At 56.2% G+C, this 17,267-nt stretch carries 20 protein-coding genes; 15 read left to right on the top strand and 5 right to left on the bottom strand.

The window, feature by feature from the left end; all coding sequences use genetic code 11:
- Window positions 1-76: 76 nt before the first annotated feature.
- The 3 genes from ACI5FR_RS01100 to ACI5FR_RS01090 all read left to right on the top strand — a co-directional run bounded on the left by ACI5FR_RS01100 (window position 77) and on the right by ACI5FR_RS01090 (window position 2,298).
- Entirely contained in the window at window positions 77-1,303 is a 1,227-nt protein-coding gene (locus tag ACI5FR_RS01100; RefSeq protein WP_405449149.1) for an MFS transporter, read from the top strand.
- Window positions 1,304-1,340: 37 nt separating this feature from the next.
- The gene (locus ACI5FR_RS01095) at window positions 1,341-2,012 is read left to right on the top strand and encodes a GNAT family N-acetyltransferase (RefSeq protein WP_405449146.1); all 672 of its coding nucleotides are present in this window, start codon (window positions 1,341-1,343) and stop codon (window positions 2,010-2,012) included.
- A 100-nt stretch (window positions 2,013-2,112) separates the two neighbouring features.
- Window positions 2,113-2,298: a hypothetical protein gene (locus ACI5FR_RS01090; RefSeq protein ID WP_405449143.1), complete on the top strand. Its 186-nt coding sequence runs from the start codon at window positions 2,113-2,115 to the stop codon at window positions 2,296-2,298.
- A gap of 59 nt (window positions 2,299-2,357) precedes the next feature.
- On the opposite strand, the gene ACI5FR_RS01085 is transcribed toward ACI5FR_RS01090, so the two are convergent.
- On the bottom strand, window positions 2,358-3,644 hold the full coding sequence (locus ACI5FR_RS01085) for a serpin family protein (RefSeq protein WP_405449140.1): 1,287 nt from the start codon (window positions 3,642-3,644) through the stop codon (window positions 2,358-2,360).
- A gap of 122 nt (window positions 3,645-3,766) precedes the next feature.
- Window positions 3,767-4,030: a transposase gene (locus tag ACI5FR_RS01080; RefSeq protein ID WP_405449138.1), complete on the bottom strand. Its 264-nt coding sequence runs from the start codon at window positions 4,028-4,030 to the stop codon at window positions 3,767-3,769.
- Between the two features lie 148 nt (window positions 4,031-4,178).
- On the opposite strand from ACI5FR_RS01080, the gene ACI5FR_RS01075 reads away from it, so the two are divergent.
- The 3 genes from ACI5FR_RS01075 (at window position 4,179) to ACI5FR_RS01065 (ending at window position 7,573) form a co-directional block, all read left to right on the top strand.
- Window positions 4,179-4,634 carry a DUF2269 family protein gene (locus tag ACI5FR_RS01075; RefSeq protein ID WP_405449135.1) on the top strand — a complete coding sequence of 152 codons (456 nt, stop codon included), beginning with the start codon at window positions 4,179-4,181 and terminating at the stop codon, window positions 4,632-4,634.
- A gap of 65 nt (window positions 4,635-4,699) precedes the next feature.
- Window positions 4,700-6,172 (top strand): CAP-associated domain-containing protein, encoded by a 1,473-nt coding sequence (locus ACI5FR_RS01070; RefSeq protein WP_405449133.1) that lies wholly within the window; start codon window positions 4,700-4,702, stop codon window positions 6,170-6,172.
- A gap of 150 nt (window positions 6,173-6,322) precedes the next feature.
- Entirely contained in the window at window positions 6,323-7,573 is a 1,251-nt protein-coding gene (locus ACI5FR_RS01065) for an NAD(P)/FAD-dependent oxidoreductase (RefSeq protein ID WP_405449130.1), read from the top strand.
- Here ACI5FR_RS01065 and ACI5FR_RS01060 read toward each other — a convergent pair.
- The 3 genes from ACI5FR_RS01060 to ACI5FR_RS01050 all read right to left on the bottom strand — a co-directional run bounded on the left by ACI5FR_RS01060 (window position 7,536) and on the right by ACI5FR_RS01050 (window position 10,505).
- Window positions 7,536-8,249, bottom strand: a complete 714-nt coding sequence (locus ACI5FR_RS01060) for a 3D domain-containing protein (RefSeq protein ID WP_405449127.1) — start codon at window positions 8,247-8,249, stop codon at window positions 7,536-7,538. The two genes, ACI5FR_RS01065 and ACI5FR_RS01060, sit on opposite strands and share 38 nt — an antisense overlap.
- A gap of 197 nt (window positions 8,250-8,446) precedes the next feature.
- Complete coding sequence (gene modB / locus ACI5FR_RS01055) at window positions 8,447-9,115, bottom strand: molybdate ABC transporter permease subunit (protein WP_405449794.1); 669 nt, start codon at window positions 9,113-9,115, stop codon at window positions 8,447-8,449.
- A gap of 175 nt (window positions 9,116-9,290) precedes the next feature.
- Window positions 9,291-10,505 carry a threonine synthase gene (locus ACI5FR_RS01050; protein ID WP_405449124.1) on the bottom strand — a complete coding sequence of 405 codons (1,215 nt, stop codon included), beginning with the start codon at window positions 10,503-10,505 and terminating at the stop codon, window positions 9,291-9,293.
- A gap of 192 nt (window positions 10,506-10,697) precedes the next feature.
- On the opposite strand from ACI5FR_RS01050, the gene panD reads away from it, so the two are divergent.
- From panD to ACI5FR_RS01005, 9 genes are all read left to right on the top strand, one after another.
- Entirely contained in the window at window positions 10,698-11,120 is a 423-nt protein-coding gene (gene panD / locus ACI5FR_RS01045) for an aspartate 1-decarboxylase (RefSeq protein WP_405449121.1), read from the top strand.
- 174 nt (window positions 11,121-11,294) lie between these two features.
- Complete coding sequence (locus ACI5FR_RS01040; protein ID WP_405449118.1) at window positions 11,295-11,696, top strand: DUF6220 domain-containing protein; 402 nt, start codon at window positions 11,295-11,297, stop codon at window positions 11,694-11,696.
- Window positions 11,693-12,085 (top strand): hypothetical protein, encoded by a 393-nt coding sequence (locus ACI5FR_RS01035; RefSeq protein WP_405449117.1) that lies wholly within the window; start codon window positions 11,693-11,695, stop codon window positions 12,083-12,085. Before ACI5FR_RS01040 ends, ACI5FR_RS01035 begins: the two co-directional genes overlap by 4 nt.
- The gene (locus tag ACI5FR_RS01030; RefSeq protein WP_405449114.1) at window positions 12,082-13,545 is read left to right on the top strand and encodes a multicopper oxidase family protein; all 1,464 of its coding nucleotides are present in this window, start codon (window positions 12,082-12,084) and stop codon (window positions 13,543-13,545) included. The genes ACI5FR_RS01035 and ACI5FR_RS01030 overlap by 4 nt, the downstream gene beginning before the upstream one ends.
- 158 nt (window positions 13,546-13,703) lie before the next feature.
- Window positions 13,704-14,813, top strand: coding sequence for a sensor histidine kinase (locus ACI5FR_RS01025; protein WP_405449112.1), 1,110 nt, complete (start codon window positions 13,704-13,706; stop codon window positions 14,811-14,813).
- Window positions 14,806-15,495: a response regulator transcription factor gene (locus ACI5FR_RS01020; protein WP_405449109.1), complete on the top strand. Its 690-nt coding sequence runs from the start codon at window positions 14,806-14,808 to the stop codon at window positions 15,493-15,495. The genes ACI5FR_RS01025 and ACI5FR_RS01020 overlap by 8 nt, the downstream gene beginning before the upstream one ends.
- 152 nt (window positions 15,496-15,647) lie before the next feature.
- On the top strand, window positions 15,648-16,205 hold the full coding sequence (locus tag ACI5FR_RS01015) for a hypothetical protein (RefSeq protein ID WP_405449107.1): 558 nt from the start codon (window positions 15,648-15,650) through the stop codon (window positions 16,203-16,205).
- The gene (locus tag ACI5FR_RS01010) at window positions 16,159-16,701 is read left to right on the top strand and encodes a cupin domain-containing protein (protein ID WP_405449105.1); all 543 of its coding nucleotides are present in this window, start codon (window positions 16,159-16,161) and stop codon (window positions 16,699-16,701) included. Before ACI5FR_RS01015 ends, ACI5FR_RS01010 begins: the two co-directional genes overlap by 47 nt.
- Window positions 16,702-16,912: 211 nt before the next feature.
- On the top strand, window positions 16,913-17,257 hold the full coding sequence (locus ACI5FR_RS01005) for a c-type cytochrome (RefSeq protein ID WP_405449102.1): 345 nt from the start codon (window positions 16,913-16,915) through the stop codon (window positions 17,255-17,257).
- The last annotated feature ends 10 nt before the right edge of the window (window positions 17,258-17,267 follow it).

Genomic DNA, 17,267 nt, shown 5'->3' with positions numbered 1-17,267 from the left:
CCACAATTCGGGTTTCATCTTGACTTGCCCCCCTAGCGTGCTATAATCGCTAGAATGAGAGCAAGGGGGAGTCCGCATGGCGAGAGCCGAGAGGAAGACGATGTCCACCGCGGCCACCGTCTTCCCGATCTTATTCGCAATCAGCATCGTGCACCTGTTGAACGACACGATGCAATCTACCGTATCGGCCTTGTTTCCGATTCTCAAAGATTCGCTTCAGCTTACATACGGCCAGATCGGCCTCATCGCCTTCGCGATGAACATGACGGCTTCGGTGCTGCAGCCGATCGTAGGCTGGTCGTCCGACCTGAAGCCCCGTCCGCTTATCCTGCCGATCGGGGTCGTCTTCACGCTGGCCGGTGTCGTCGGGCTGGCGCTTGCGCCGAACTTCGCGACGATTCTGCTCGCGGTGACCGCGATGGGCGTAGGCTCGGCCATCTTCCACCCGGAGTCCTCGCGCGTAGCTTACCTGGCCGCCGGAGCGCAGCGGGGGCTGGCCCAATCGATCTTCCAGGTGGGCGGGAACATCGGCAGCTCGCTCGGACCGATTATGACCGCCGTCCTGTTCGTCCATATCGGGCAAGGCGGGGTGCTCTGGTTCACGATCGCCGCAGCGGCTGCCATAGCGATTCAGGCCTACGTGGCACGCTGGTACGGCAATCGGCTATCCCAGCCGCGACCGGCGGCATCCGGACGTGCGCGCCAAGCCGGCTCGACCTTGGCAAGCAGCTTGTCAGGGAGCCGGATCTTCTGGGCGATGGTCATTCTGGTGTTTCTCGTCTTCTCGAAGCATGTGTACATGTCCAGCATTACGAGCTTCTACACGTTTTATTTGATCGGCGACTACGGGGTGTCCGTGCAGCATTCGCAATGGTTCCTGTTCGCCTTCCTGGCCGCTTCGGCCGCCGGGACGTTCTTCGGCGGACCGCTCGCCGACCGATACGGCCGCAGGTCCATTATCTGGCTGTCGATCCTGGGGACCGCGCCGTTCTCAATCGCGCTCCCGTACTCGAACTTGGTCGTTTCGGGCATCATGTGCGTGTGTGCCGGGTTCGTGCTGTCGTCGGCGTTCTCGATCATTGTCGTCTACGCCCAGGAGCTGCTGCCCGGCAAGGTCGGACTTGTCTCCGGTCTGTTTTTCGGGCTCGCGTTCGGGCTGGGCGGCTTGGGGTCGGCGGTGCTTGGCTGGATTGCGGATGCGACGAGCATTGCGTTTATGATGAAGATGTGCGCGTATCTCCCGCTGTTGGGCGTCATGGCGATATTCCTGCCGAAGGACCGGAACCGCGAAGCGGCTGCTTGAGCAGTATTCAACAATTAGAAGAGGAGTGGATGGGAAAATGGAGTATATCAAAATAGCGGGGATCGACGATCCGTATTTTCAAGCGATGCATCGACTCATGGGGCAAGTGTTCCCGGCGGAGGAAGTGCTGGAAGCTAGCGCTTGGGCCGAGCCGCTGCAGGATCCCGGCATTCAAGTGTTCGTAGCCGTGCACGAGGGAGAAGTGGTCGGAGCGACCGAATACCGCTATTATCCGGACATGCAGGTGGCGATGACGGATTTTACGATAATCGGTCGGGAGGGGCTCGGGATCGGGCCATTCTTGGCGCGCCGTCGCCAGAAGCACTTGTTCCAGCTCGTCGAGCAAAGCGGGAGCCGGCTGATCGGCATGTTCGCGGAGATCTACAACCCGTATCTGGCCCGGGAACACGCATTCGGCGGCGTAAAACCGATGGATCCGTTCGTCCGTCGGGAGGTGCTCGCACACTTGGGCTACCGGCGTCTCGACTTCCCTTACGTACACCCTTCCTGGCAGCAGGATGGTACAGGGGTGCATGAGCTTGATTTGTGCTTCCTCGCCTACGACGAGAACCTCTCCGATCTGCCGGCGGCGCTCGTCGTTCAGTTCTTGCGCACGTACTACGCCGTCCTGGAGCGGAAGCCCGAAGCCTGGTACGAAATGATCCGCCAGCTGGAAACGAAGGAGACGGTAGCGCTCCGTCCGATCTAACCAGAACCGTCACATATGCATAGCTATCGCCTCCAAGCGCATACTACGTTGGACTGCAATCCCATTGATGTCCAATTTGGTAAAGGAGAGCGCCTGCACAATGTCAAACAAATACAACAACAGCATGCATGACGCACAGCCGGGCGATAAGCAAACCCCGGACACGAACGAGATCGGCGAGCTGCGCAACGGCCGGCTGAGCCAGATCAAGAATTCCAACCCGACCGGAGAAGGCCGGGAGAACGAGTATATCAGCGAGCTGGAGAATTCCCGCTCCGAGGAGTAGGGCATAGACGGCCCCCGATCGATGTGGATCGGGGGCCGTACTTTATAATGTGGGGTTTCTTAGCCTTGCACGGGATCTTGGATCGAGCCGACGAACAGGACCGCTCCGGTTGACCGATCCTGAATCGCGATCAGGAAGGGCCGGTTCATCTCCATCCGGAAGGGTGGCGTGGTCGGGACCATCGCCGAGGAGGTTTTGACTCCGACGGAGGTGACCGCCGCCGCTTCCGTGCCTTTCTCATCGACTTGAATGAACGTTTTGTGCTTCACTTCGCCGATGAACGCCTGAACGGGCGGGGTCAGCAATCCGCTGAAATCAGCCTGACGGTCATCGAACGCGATCGACATCCCGAGCGATTTCAGCGCATCGTTCAGCTCGAGCTCGCTCTCCAGCTTGAAGCGCGGCAGCAGCACTTCGCCTTGCTGCGGCTTCCAGTCGGCCAGCGTCCGGTCCCACTCTCCGGCACGCGCCAGGCGCTCCGTGAATGTCTCTAGCTTAGCCCCCTCGTCCGGCAGCAGGATGAGCATACCGAGATTGCCGTCGCCGTAAGGGAGCCGAACGGCTTGGTACCCGTCCGCTTTTTTATACTCGAACGATCCGCTCCTCTGCATGAACGGATAAGTCTTTTTGGTTCCGTCGGCTAGCGTGAAGGCCGCGTCGCGTGTAGCGTCCTTGCTGAACGTTGTCGTCCAGGACCCCTTAAAATAAACCGCGTTCAGCAGCAGCATGATGACGTTCGGGTCCATGGGGGCTTTTACGATCGAATCGATTTTGCCCTTCGTCTGCTTGTCGACCCACTTATTGATCTTGTCGACGGTCTTCGGATCGCCGAAGTCGACGGATGCCGTCTCCGCTTTGTAGAAATCCTTGTTCGTCTTCAGGAAGGCTTCTTGGAACTTCAAGCTTCTCTCGTTCTTCGCCCAAATCGAATTCGCGATCGACAGCTCGACCTTCGGGTCGGCATGCGTCAGCCGGTCCTGCAGCTCGGCTGCCGAGCGGTTCCATGTGTCCGCGTCCAACACGTCGAGATGCAGCGTCTTGGCCATCGCCTCACGCGTAGCGCCTTGGGCACCGTTTAGCACCATCGACAGTGCGATCGCTACGCTGGCGGGCGAGATGAACACATTCTCCTTGGGTTTAGCCGCCGAGAGTCGAGCATACAGCTCCAGGCCAAAGGCGTTGTAGGCCGGAGCGATCGGGCTGACCGCCTCGACGCCGGGACTGGGGCTAGCCGGGCCGGACGAATGAACAGAAGGACGAGGGATGGCGGATTTGGCGTTCGTTCCGCATCCTGCAACCGTTGTCATCAAGAGCAAAGCGACGAGTCCGCTCAGGGTTCGCTTCATCTCCATTACTCCCCCTCGAGTATAATAAGGTACACCCTATCAGACGGGCGGGGCCGCGGAGATGTTGCAGGATGAAGCTGCCGGGGAAGGGATTAGCCCCTCCCGGCAGCGGGCACCAGCGGTTACTTATCCCCGCGGTCGATATGGCGTCTCGGGGAGTCGAGGACGGCGTGCTCCGGCACGAGCCGGTTCATATGCGGATGCTCGGTCTCGCTCGTCGTCCGGTCGACCTCATAGCGGACCAGCTCCCAGGCCGTCGTGCCGAGCATCGGATCCGCATCGAATACGTCGCCGCGGCGGTAAAATTGCTCCCGGCCCCATTCATTCGAATATACACCGTCAATCTCCACGGGTTCCCCGGAAATAGGGTTCATTGATTCTGGCATTTATTGCTCATCCTCCTTTGCATATAGACTTCCATAAGATTCCCCAAAATTTTTGTTCCAATGAAGGAAAATGCTTCCCTCTTGCGAATATATATGAGCTGTATTAGGACTAAGGTCCTGCATAAACGATGCAAAGGAGCCGTTCGAAATGAAATTTTTAGTCTTGATCCATGTGCTTTCGGCCATTATCGGAGTCGGTCCGACATTTTTCGCACACGTGCTGTACCGTCCGAAGCAAACCGTGAATGAACTGCGGCAATCCGCCAAGCTCGCGGGCCTGCTGGAGTTTTTCCCGAAGATCGGAGGGACGATCGCCGTCCTGAGCGGCCTACTGCTGTTCTGGCTTGGCGAGTATGGCACCTTCACGCAGCTGTGGCTCCTCGGCTCGCTTATCCTGTACGTGCTGATCCAGATTGTAGTCATCGCCCTCGCCACGCCTCCGGCCAAGAAGCTGGCCCAATGGCTGGCCGACCCGGCCAATAAGCATCATCAAGACACTTTGCCCGAAGCGCCGAAGCAGCTGCTGCGCCAAGTGAACAACTTGTTCTACGTCGCTACCAGTATGGGAACGCTGCTGTTCATTTTCATGATATTGAAGCCGTAAGCAACGTCTCGTACCGACAGTAACCCCTCCCGGGAATCGAATAGTGTAGGAAAGGAGGGACGGACATGTTGAACCCGAAGAACAAATGGAAAGCGCTAAAAGGATGCTTCGCGGTCTGCCTTGTAATCGCTTCGTTGGCAGGGGCAGCGCTGGCGGGAAAATATGAGTCGGACGCGGCCGGAAACGCCGGATTCTCCGATACAAGGGGACATTGGGCGACCGATGCGATCGCATGGGGCGTGTCGCAGCGAATTGTGAACGGTTACGAGGACGGGGGCTTCCATCCGGACCAGCCTGTGACCGAGGCGGAGTTCGTCGCCATGCTGCTGCGGGCTTTCCCGGTGGCGGGTACGAGCTATGTGGAGACGCTGACTCCGTGGTACGGCGCGTACTTCGCCTATGCGCAGGGGCAGAATTGGCCCGTAGAGCCGGTTCTGGCGAACGAGACTTATCCGCGGGGGGAAGTCGCCCGGCTGATCGCCGCTACGCAAGGGCAGCAGCTGGCGATGGACGATGCGATCCGGTTGCTGCTGCAGCGCGGCTTGGCCCAGGGCAAGACGTCCGCCACGGTCGAAGGCTTCAGCAAGCAGGATGCGCTGACGCGGGCGGAGGCCTTGCAGTTCATTCATAATCTAGTGCAGAAGAAGCTGACCTTGTCCTCGGCGCCTCCGCTGATCAAGAAGCCGGCGCCTTATATGGTGCGCGGCATCGCCATCGGCAATTTCGAGAGCGACGTCATCGCCAAGCTCGGGCAGCCGCAGCGCAAGGACAAGAGCGAGTACGCGTTCGAATGGTACATCTACAACTCGGATTACTCGAAATATGCGCAGATCGGCATTCAGGACGGCCAAGTGGTAGCGCTGTATTCCAACGCGGCGACATGGTCGACGGATTCGGGGCTGCAGGCAGGGAGCGCGGAAGCGGCTTTGAAGGCCGCGTACGGCGACCCGATGAAGACACTCACGAAAGGAAACACGCGCTACAGCTTGCCGAATCTCGATACCGAGCCCACCTATGAGCTGAACGGCAATTACGTCACCTTTTTCCTGGATGCGCATGAGGAGAACCGGCTGACGGCGATTCAAATTATTCGCAAAGATGCGGAGTCCTCGAAAGCGGACTTCTACGGCACCGGCAGCGAAGAGCTGAGGACCGCCTACGAGCGGGAGCTGCTCGATCTGGCGAATGTGGAGCGTACGAGACGCGGCAAACGGGCGTTCACATGGGACGAGAAAATCGCCGGAACGGCGCGCAAGCATAGTCAGGATATGGCGGTACAAGACTATTTTGACCACACGAATCTGGCGGGTCTCGATCCGTTCGCCCGCATGCGCGCGGATCAAGTGCTGTACAGCAAGGCGGCCGAGAACATCGCAGCCGGGCAGCGGAGCGCGATCTTCGCCCACAGCGGCTGGATGAACTCGTTCACGGGCCATCGCGAGGCGATTCTCGGCGACACGCTTCGTCTGGGCGTGGGCGTTTACTTCGGCGGCAGCCTGGACATCTATTATACGGAAAACTTTTATACGCCTAGATAGGCGGGGAATCGGTTCCTGACCGGCTTGTTCACCCGAAATATCCCTAAGCAGGATCGTAGGAGGAACGGCAAGGATATTGTGGGCGAATTCGGGCAACCCTTCTAAGATCGACTCATTATCGACAGACGACGGAAGGGAAGACGAACCGGGATGAACTTGCGCACTGGCACATTTCTATGGCCCTCCACCTTGCCAGAGGCGAGAACATACCCGTCCTTGGACAAGGACGCGGATTGCGAGGTGCTGGTGATCGGGGGCGGGGAGTCGGGATCGCTCGTCTCCTATCAACTGAACGAGCAGGGCGTCGATACGATTCTCGTCGACAAGCGGCCGGTGGCGCACGGTACGTGTTCCGCCAATACGGGGCTGCTGCAGATGTCGAACGACAAGCCTCTGACGGCGTGCATGCATACGTTCGGCCAGGAATTCGGCGCCCGGTTCTACGCGCTGTGCCGACAAGCCGTGGACGACCTGGAAGCGATCGCAGCCAAGCTGGTGTACAGCCCGGAGTTCCGGCGCCGGCCCAGCTTGTACTATGCGAGCTGCCCGGATGATGTCCCGCAGCTGCGCGACGAATACGAAGCGCTGCGGGGGATCGGGTTCCCCGTGGAATTCTGGGATCGCGACCGGATTGCCCGGCACTTTTCCTTCGAGAAACCCGGAGCGATCTATACGCAGGGCGACGCCGAGGTGAACCCGTTCAAGCTGGTGAATGCCCTGATCCATACGGCCCACGACCGCGGACTGCGCGTGTATACGAATACCGAAATTACGGATTGCCGGGTCCAGCATGACCGCGTGGTATTCCAGGCGGGAAGACACCGCATCCGGGCGAAATACGCGGTCTACGCGACGGGCTATGAAGCACAGGAAGAGCGTCGCCATCCGAACGCCGTGATGAGCAGCTCATTCGCCATCGCCACGAAGCCGCTGCCGGCGTTTCCCGGCTGGCATGAGCGCTGTCTCCTTTGGGAGACGGCCCGGCCGTATCTCTTCATCCGTACCACGGTCGATCATCGCATCGTTATAGGCGGATTCGATGAAGGGACCGTATCTCCCGAAGAGCGGGAGATCATGCTGCCCCACAAGCGGGAGGTGCTGCTCGAGGCCCTGCGCCGGCTATTCCCGGCCATACCGGACCTGGAGGCCGAGTATGCTTGGACCGCTGCGTTCGGCAGTACGCACGACGGGCTCCCGATGTTCGGGGAGCGCCCCGGGTATCCGCAATGCTTCTTCCTCCTCGGATATGGCGGGAACGGGACCGTCTATAGCATGATCGGCTCCAACCTGGTCGCGGATCGGATCGTACACGGCCGATCTTCTCCGGACCTCGAGCTGTTCCGGCTCGACCGGGCGGCGCATGCTAGGCCGACAGTACGTAGACCAGTACGTTCTTCTTGATGCCGAATTGGCGTGCTTGCGACAAGTCGTTCATGAACACATCGATACGAGCGCCTCGGATCGCGGATCCGATATCCTCGGCCGTGCGTACTCCGATTCCGTCGATGAACACCTTCGTGCCGATCGGAATGACCCCGGGATCGACCGCGATCGTGCGCCCTTCCGTGGCGCTGCTGCCGCTATAAGTCGTGCCGTAACCTGGGTCGGACGGACGTTTGCCGGTCGACTCCATACCGGCGGTGTAGGCGGTGAGCGTAGACACGAGCACCTTGCTGACGGTGGGTGCCGTGCCGGAAGGCAGCTCGATGTCGATGAATTTGTTCGGGATGATCAGCTCCTGGCCGATTTTCAGCGAACGCGGGTCCTTGATCTGGTTCACCGCAGTCAAGACGTCCACGGTGATGTCGAACGTTCTGGCAATATTATAGAGCGTATCGCCCGCATTGATCTGGTATTTCATCGGCTGGGGAGCCGCTGTAGGTTCCGGCTGGACCGGGATCGGGACCGGCTGTACGGCATAGGCTTCTTCGCAGCACCCGCCCGGAATTTCCGAGTGTGTGAATAACGCTTCGTAGGCGAGAGCGCGGCCCGCTCCCAGCGAGAAGAGAATGGCGACGGCAAGACTGAGGACGAGAATCCGACTTTTTCCATAACAACGATACAGCTGATGCAGCATGATGAGCCTCCTATCGATTGTTGCTAGAATGGCAAACTCGGTTTGCTAGTAACTAGAATTGCCACCGGATTGCGATTCTAAACGTACGATGGGAGATTCATAGTTTCTCATTCCAGAATGCTGGACGCAAAAGAAGCCGACCCCGGGAGACGGAGGTCGGCTATTCAATGTCGGACGAGTCCGACTCCTGCTAGATTTCAAGCGCGGGATCGGACGATATACAGCATGGCGAAGGAGAGCAGGACGATCATGGCCGTCCAGCTCCAGGCCTGGCTCATGTCGCCGGACTCCACCGCGACATAGATCGCGGTAGGGACCGTCTGCGTGCGGCCCGGGATGTTCCCGGCCACCATCAGGGTAGCCCCGAATTCACCCAGTCCCCGCGCGAATCCGAGGATGTAGGCGGACACGAGCGACCGTGCAGCGAGCGGCAAGGTGATCCAGCGCAGCACCTGCCATTCGCTGGCCCCGCTGGACCGTGCGGCGTTCGCGTAGTCCGGATTGATGGAGGAGAGGCCGCTCTTCATCGTCTGGTACACGAGCGGAAAGGCGACGACGACGGCGGCGATGACACCGGCCCACCAGGTGAAGATGATCGTCCGGTCGAACCAGCCTTCCGCGAGTCGGCCGAGCCAGCTGCGTCTGCCGAGCGCGACGAGCAGCAGGAACCCGACTACGGTGGGCGGGAGCACGAGCGGCAGCATGAAGACGGTCTCGACGACCGTCTTGCCGAACCATCGCGTCCGCGTCATCCACCAAGCGGCGGAGGTGCCGAGGAGCAGCACCGCGACGCTGGCGATTACGCTGATCTTAATCGAGAGCAGGACCGGCTCGAGGAAGGAGGTCAGATCGGCTTGACTCAACATAGCTTCGAGCGCTGGCGCTGAGCCGAGGGAGGGCTTGAGAGTGAGCTTGAGAGCGAATTTGGCAGTGAGCGTGATAGTAAGTGCATCGGCGGGCCGTCCTTTGGCAATAGAATATAGCCTCATTATACTATAAAGCTCCCTCAGGGAGGGAGGTCTCCGAGGGAGCTTCGATCGATCAGGACGGGAGCCACAGCTTCAGCTGTTCGTAATTTTCCACCGTTGGCGGCTCCGGAGACGGCTTCCACGGCAAGTACTTGTCGGCGTGCGCGGTATGGAACAACACGACCGACTCCTTCGGTCGGATCCAACCCTGCGCCCGCAGCTGAATCGCCCCTGCGAGCGTCGCGGCGGCTTCCGGGGAGGAAGAGAGGCCTTCGAGCCCTAAGCGCCGCTGCGCCTCGGCGATCTGCTCGGCGGTGACGGATACGGCGGTGCCGCCGGTTCTGCGGAGGATCGACGCGATCAAACTGCCGTCGGGCGGATTCGGGACGCGCAGCCCGGTCGGGCTGGAGCTGACCGGCTCCGGCGCCGGCTGCACTTGGGTGTCGCCGTTCCTCAGCGCGTCGACGATCGGGGTGCAGCCCCGCTCCTGGACGCTGACGAGCCGCGGCAGCTCGCTCTGCAGCCAGCCGAGCTCGTGCAGCTCCCGGAACGCCTTCCACAGCCCCACGATGCCCGAGCCGCCTCCGGTCGGATAGACGATCACATCGGGGAGGCGCCACCCGAGCTGCTCGGCGAGCTCGAGCCCCATCGTCTTCTTGCCCTCCACGCGTCCCGGTTCGCGGAGCGTCCCCGCATTGAACCAGCCTTGCTCGGCCTTGCCGGCTTCGATAATCGCGCCCGCGTCATGGATGAGCCCCCGGACTTGGAAGGTGAAGGCGCCGAAGCGCATGCACTCTTCTATAATGATGCCCGGGCAATCTCTCGGAACGAGGACGACGGCCTGCATGCCGGCACGGGCCGCATAGGCGGCCATCGCCGAGGCGGCATTGCCGTTGGACGGCACCGCCACCTTCGTCACTCCGTACTCGTGCAAGAGCGAGATCGTGGAAGAGAAGCCGCGAGCCTTGAAGCTGCCGGTCGGGTTCTGTTCCTCCCGCTTCACGAACAGCTGCCGGACCTCGAGCTCCCGCTCCAACCTGGGCATGCGGATGAGCGGTGTGCCGCCTTCCCCTAGCGAGACGATCGATTGCTCATGCAGAACCGGCAATAGCTCCTTGTAGCGCCACATGGAGGCAGTGCGGCCCAGGAGCGTGTTCGGGGAGAGCTTGGCGGCCACCTGCTCCAGGTCGTATTCCACGAGCAGCGAACCGCCGCAAGTACAGCGGCCTTTCAATTCAAACGCGATCGCCTTGTTACAGCAGGTACATCGCAACCGGAATCTGTCCATGCTCAACCTCCGTGTTGGAATTGGTCGGTTTGGGTCGACAGAGAATCGTCTTTCTCCAACATACACAAAGGCCGGGTTAGGGGAGACGGCCTCTACCTAAGCGTCCCATAGAAGGGTAGACGCCCAACCCATTTGGGCGAGCGCTACATAGTATGGGGTAGGGTTGCGATAACCAAGAAGGGGAGAGGCGCTGTGCAGAGGTGGATGTGCAAGGGGAAGCTCCATCGGGCCACCGTGACGGAGGCCCGGCTGGACTATGTAGGGAGCATCACGATCGATTCGCTTCTAATGCGGGAGGCGAACATTCTTCCGTATGAGATGGTGCAGATCACGAGCCTTCGCAACGCGACTCGCTGGAAGACCTACGCGATCCCGGCGCCGGAAGGGTCGGGCAAGCTGTGCCTGAACGGTCCGCCGGCCCATCTGTTCCAGCCGGGCGATCTTGTCATCGTGCTCAGCATGGGCATGGTGAACGAGGAGGAGCTGGTGCAGCTCAAGCCGAGCGTCGTGTTCGTCGACGAGGCGAACCGGATCACGAGCGTGGAACGCCACGATCTCGTCGTGGAGCGGCAGGAGGCCGAGCTGGAGGGGAAGAAGGGCGACGCGCCGTCGTGATGGGCATAGAATAGGCAAAGGGTCTCCGCGCACAATCTGATGCGGGAGACCCTTTGTGTTTAGAGTATAAGATTTGCTTAAGAATGGCTTAAGAATCGCAAAATAGATTTTCAACAACTCCTTGCTATGATAACTCCTGTCAAACGCATCCTAATCCGCTAGGGGAGATAAGAAGTGGCTAAAGTTTCTAGAAAGCTGTTCGTGCTGGCAGCCGGGTTGTTCGTTATCAGTGTCATGATCCAAATCTATTTTGCGGGAATGGCTATTTTCTCGGATTCATCGTACTTGTACAACCATATTGTATTCGTACGATTTATGGAAATTTTCCCCGTTTTGATGGTTATCCTGTCCTTTACGGGTAAATTGCCCAAGTATTGCAGGTGGATGAGCGTGCTCCTGTTCTTGTTGATTTATGCCCAGTACATTACGGCCAATATCCCTGAAGCCGGCGCCGTTCATCCTGTTCTTGCAGCCGTTCTTTTTACTGTTTCCGTCATGACGGTTTTACATGCCAAGAGGGTCGTGTTTCCCAATTCAAACGTGATTCTGAAATCCGGAGGAGTGGAAAAGCAATGAGAGCAAAGATGAATGGGTCTTTGATCATAGGCTTGGCAGCTTTGGCACTGGTAAGACCGCTGATGGATCTGGTCGGTTTGCATGATTTATTGGGTGAGCGGGCATCGGGTACGATCATAACGATCGGGGTTCTGATTATATGGTTAGTGGTCGTCGTGTCAAGGCGTATTAATCGTCCGTTGCTTCATTTGATGCTTACCGGACTGCTGTACGGGGTTTTTACGATTGTGATCAGCGCGACGTTTGCCCCGCTCTTCCCCAGTCAATCTATAGCGAATCCATATGCGATTACGGGTATCGTCATTGTGCATGCCATATGGGGAGTACTGATCGGATTGATTGCGATAGCGATTATTAAAATAAAGAGGAAAGTGAAAACGGACAAATGAAACGATATTTTCGATCTATACCGTGCCTACTGCTGTTCCTGGCACTCGGGCTGGCCGGATGCTGGGACGATACGACGAATGTCGGTACACTTCAATTTAAGAATCCGGTGAATATCCCGCCCCTCCTTGAACCGACAATTGATAACGCTGGCACGAAGCGCTTTACCTTGACCATGCAGTCAGGCACAACCGAATTTTTTAAAGGAAAGGATACACCGACTTGGGGGATCAACGGCTCCTATTTGGGGCCGACCATCCGTGTTTCGCGCGGCGATCAAGTTTCATTCGAGGTGAACAATAATCTGAAGGAAACCTCCACCTTGCATTGGCACGGAATGAGGTTACCTGCGGAGATGGATGGCGGTCCACACCAAATGATAGAGGCGGGTGAGACTTGGAAACCGCATTGGACAATCGATCAGCCTGCGGCGACAACATGGTACCATCCTCATCTGCACGAGAAGACCGCCCTGCATGTGTATCGTGGAATCGCCGGATTGTTTCTGATCGAAGACGAGGAATCGACCAAGCTGCCTTCTGATTACGGAGTTGACGATATCCCGATTATTATTCAAGATAAGCTGTTCCAAGGTAACGGGTCTCTAAGCGAGAAAGTGAATCTGGAGCCGTTCGGTTTGCTTGGCAATCAGATCTTGATCAACGGGACGCACGATCCGTATTTGAAGGTCACATCAAGCCAAATCCGGTTCAGACTGCTGAACGGCTCAAATGCCAGAGGGTATACGATCGGCTTCTCGGATAACCGGACATTTCGATTAATCGGGAACGATGCCGGACTTCTCCCTGAGCCGGTTTCGATCGAGCGGCTCTTATTAAGTCCCGGTGAGCGTGCGGAAATTGTGATCGAATTCAAGCCAGGCGAGGAAACGATCTTGCGCAGCTTCAAAGGCGGAGATGGAATACTTAACGGCGAGTTCGAATTGATAAAGATAATCGCGGACCAACAATTGGCGAATTCGCCGCCCCTCCCCAAACAAATTACCAAGGAGCCTCCGATCGAAGTGCCGGGTCAAGCGACTGAACGAAAGTTCCGCCTGACGACCGAATCGAAAATAAACGGCAAGAAGATGGACATGTATCGGATCGATCAGGTCATTCCGGCGGGCTCGCGGGAGATATGGGTGATTACGAATAATGGATGGGACCATAACTTTCATATTCACGATGCCGCCTTCACGATCTTGGATAAGAACGGGAAAGCTCCGCCGGTGTATGAACGAGGGAGAAAAGATACGGTCTTTATCCCAAAAGGAACCACCGTTAGATTAGCTGTAGATTTCGGAAGCTATCCCGACCCCGACACGCCTTACATGTATCACTGTCATCTGCTTTATCATGAAGATAGCGGAATGATGGGGCAATTCGTCATTGTCGAGCCGGGCACCGAATCCCAAGTTTCGAGGCAGCTTCCCGAAGGGGAGAACGATCACGGGCACTAAATAGCCGAATGTATGGAAGCTTTAGAAGAGACGATGTCAACAGGCAGCGTCTCTTTAGGTCGTTTCAAACCGGCGACGGAGGAAAGGAGTACAGGGATAAACGTCGAATCGTAAGAAGGAAAGCCATCCTAATAAAATTCCATTCAGGCGGTGCACCAATGTCGATTAGAAAAAAATTGGTTCTTTCGAATATTGCGATGATCGCAGCGCCTTTCGCACTCTTTCTCTTGATTGAAATGCTTGCCGGATATATTCTCCTCTACACCCGAGGGGGCAGGCTGGAAGCCGCGGACCTTGAGCAACTGACCCCGATACGAGTGACGGGCTTGCTATTTGCGATCACGGCTTCCAACGGAATCATAACCTATGTCGTTTCGAAGAGCATCTTGCAGCAGGTCCGAATACTCACACAGGCGGCAAAAGAAATATCCCAGGGCAATCTGGAGTTTTCCATGACGGTCAAGAGCAACGACGAGATTGGCGAGCTTGCGTCCATCTTCGAACAGATGCGGGGTAAACTGCTTGAGGCAAGAGAGTTGCAAACCAAATACGAGGAGAACCGCAAGGAATTGATCGCAAGTATTTCTCATGACCTTCGGACCCCGATGACATCGATTAAAGGATACGCAAGAGGGATCGTCGATGGAGTGGCCCGATCCCCGGACAAGGTAGAGCATTATGCACGAACCATCTATCACAATGCCGGCGCAATGGAGAAGATGATTAATGAGCTGTTCCTGTATTCCACGCTTGATTTGAAGAAAGTGTCGATGCAGCTGGAGGAAGTGGACTTGAGGTCGTTTTTGTTCGATTATCTGGAAGAGTTGTACGATAGGCTGAAGCAGGATGGGGGGCGCGTCGTATTTACCAATGATCCGGATGAATCTTATGTCGTTATGGCAGACCGATCCCAGATCAGGCGAGTCGTGGAGAATATCGTGCAAAATAGTTTGAAATACATGGATAAACCGGCGAAGTCAGTCGAAATAAGATTGTTGTCCGAAGCGAAACGGGTGAGGGTCGAAATAGAGGACAATGGGATCGGAATTGCGCCGGATGCCTTGCCTTATATTTTCGAGAGCTTCTACCGTGCGGATGCGGCCCGAAATTCCTCTACCGGCGGCAGCGGGCTTGGAATGGCGATCGCCAAGCAGATTATAGAAGCCCATGACGGGCACATCGGGGCTTCCAGCATCGTGCATCAAGGAACGATTGTTTATTTTTATCTCAACAAGCCACCGGAAAGGTTGGGAGAGCCGAATGCCTAGGATATTGATTATTGAGGACGAACAGGACATCGCCGAGTTGGAGAGGGACTACCTGGAATCATACGGGATCGAGAGCGATATTGCGGCTACCGGAGAAGAGGGCCTTCGGAAAGCTCTGACCTATACGTACGACCTTATCCTGCTTGACCTTATGCTGCCGGTAATCAATGGATTTGAACTATGCAAGAAGTTGCGACAAGAAATCGACATTCCGATCCTGATCGTCACTGCCAAGAAAGAAGACATCGATAAAATACGAGGCTTCGAACGCGGAGCGGATGACTATATCGAAAAGCCGTTCAATCCGAATGAATTGGTCGCCAGGATAAAAGCTCATATCGCCCGGTATAACCGTCTCATTCAGAAGGACGGCGAAGTACATGCCATTCGAATCGGAGAGATTACGATCGAAACGCGCTCCCGTCGCGTATTTGTCCGAGGAGTCAAACGTACCTTGACGGCGAAGGAATATGAGCTGCTTACGTTTCTGGCTTCCAATCCCAATATCGTATTCAGCAAGGAGCATTTATTTGAGCGCATATGGTCGCCGGATTCGATCGGAGATAGCTCCACGATCACCGTCCATATCCGAAAAATACGCGAGAAAATTGAAGAGAACCCGTCCGAGCCTCAATACATCGAAACGGTTTGGGGCGTTGGGTATCGGTTCAGAAAAGAATAGCCGAAGCTTCGTTTGCCTTTGACCCGTTTTTATGGGTTGAAGGCATTTTTTATTTAAGAATGTGTTAAGAATTGAACAAGCCGCCGTTAATGTCCCTTGAGTATGCTTATAGCCATACAGCCACAAAGGCATATTCAAGGAGGAAATCGCTCATGGATCGAAAACGAATGCTCACTTTGCTGACGGTTAACGTGCATCTCTGGATTCAATGGATCATGTTGGGTTCAATGTTTCTGAACACGTTCATGGTGTACCCCAATATCTTCCATGAAATCCCTACGTCGTTGAACACGGCGATGGAATTTATGCAAGTCGCCAGTCCGCACACCTATTTCCCGCCTCTAGGACTGGCAAGTTGGATTAGCGGAGTATTGGCGATTCTGTTTAGTTGGAAATACAAACAAGCCAGATTATTGGTTATCGGCAGCGTGCTGATGATGTTTGTCGAAGGGGCGGCTTCGGTCATCTGGGAATGGCCGCGGAACGAGATCATGTTTATAGAAGGGCCGGCCGTTCATTCCACTGAGGTGCTTCAACAAGTATACAACGAATTTATTAGGGTCCATTGGTTCCGCGTGATTTGCAATATTCTCGGCTCGATCCTTATTTTTCTCGGTTTCTTGAGAGTATACCGGCCAAATGAAGGCGAGAGGAGCAATATTCATGGCGGACCTAAAGAAATCAATCGGGAAAATGCTAACCTTCGCTAACGGCAATCAGATCACTTTAAAGCAATATGGAAAGGATCACGAAGGAGAATATTTGATTCTAGAGCACCTGATAAGTAAACCAGGGGCGATAAACGGGCCGCATTGGCATCCGGTTCTTGAAGAAAAATTCACAATCGTCGAGGGAAACATGCGTTTCCGGATTGACGGCAAAACATTGGATATCGGAAAGGGAGAGCACGTTCTGATCCGGCCGAAGCAGGTCCATCAGGCCTGGAGTGTCAGCGACGAGAGCGTGCGCATGATTCACGAAATTCGCCCGCCCGGCCTTCACTGGAGCATGTTCGAGCTTTTGCACAAGCTTGAGGCTGAAGGTAAATTAAACGCAAAAGGGATCCCAAGAAATCCCCTTTGGATGGGGCTTGCCTGGGAAACCATGGACGGGTTCATCGTCGGTCCTCCTGAATGGGTTCAGCGTGTCTTCCTGGGGTTGTTTGCCAAGCTTGCATCCGCCGTCGGATATACGTATGAAAAGTAAACGAGACGTATTCAATCTCTTTTCGGTAGAAAATGGTATCTTGTGTGCCGCAATTTTGCGGCTCCTTTTTATTTCCGCAATTGAAGCTCGAGGAGTTATTCGTCTTTCTCATTTTTGTCATATTTGTAGCTCTTTTTAGTCATTTAAGTCCGGAAGCCTATTGTTAGAATGTTGCCATAGATTGGTGAAAAGGAGGGAGTCGGTTGGCTCAATGATGAAAACATTTTGCTTGATGCTGCTATCGATGGCAACGTTCGTTCTTGCCGCCGGTTGCCAAGGGAACCGCCAGGGAGCCGAAGAGCACGAGGCTCTTGCCGACCCGAACAACAAAGCCGCCGTTGCGATCTATAAACGACAATGTATTTCTTGTCATGCGGCTGATTTGGGAGGTCGCGTCGGACCGAGTTTAAAGGAATTGGGGGCAATCATGTCGACGGAGCAGATCGCTGGGAAAATCGCCGAAGGCGGGAGCGGGATGCCGGCGTTCTCGAACAAATTGACCAAGGAAGAAATAAACTTGCTGGCGGTATGGCTGGACCAATTGGAGACGCGGTGACGTAGTCTTC

Origin of the sequence: Paenibacillus sp. HJGM_3 (assembly GCF_045062745.1) — a bacterium.
Classification (GTDB): domain Bacteria; phylum Bacillota; class Bacilli; order Paenibacillales; family NBRC-103111; genus Paenibacillus_AA.
The sequence above is the reverse complement of the archived record's forward strand: the minus strand, read 5'-3'. Positions and strand labels throughout refer to the sequence as shown.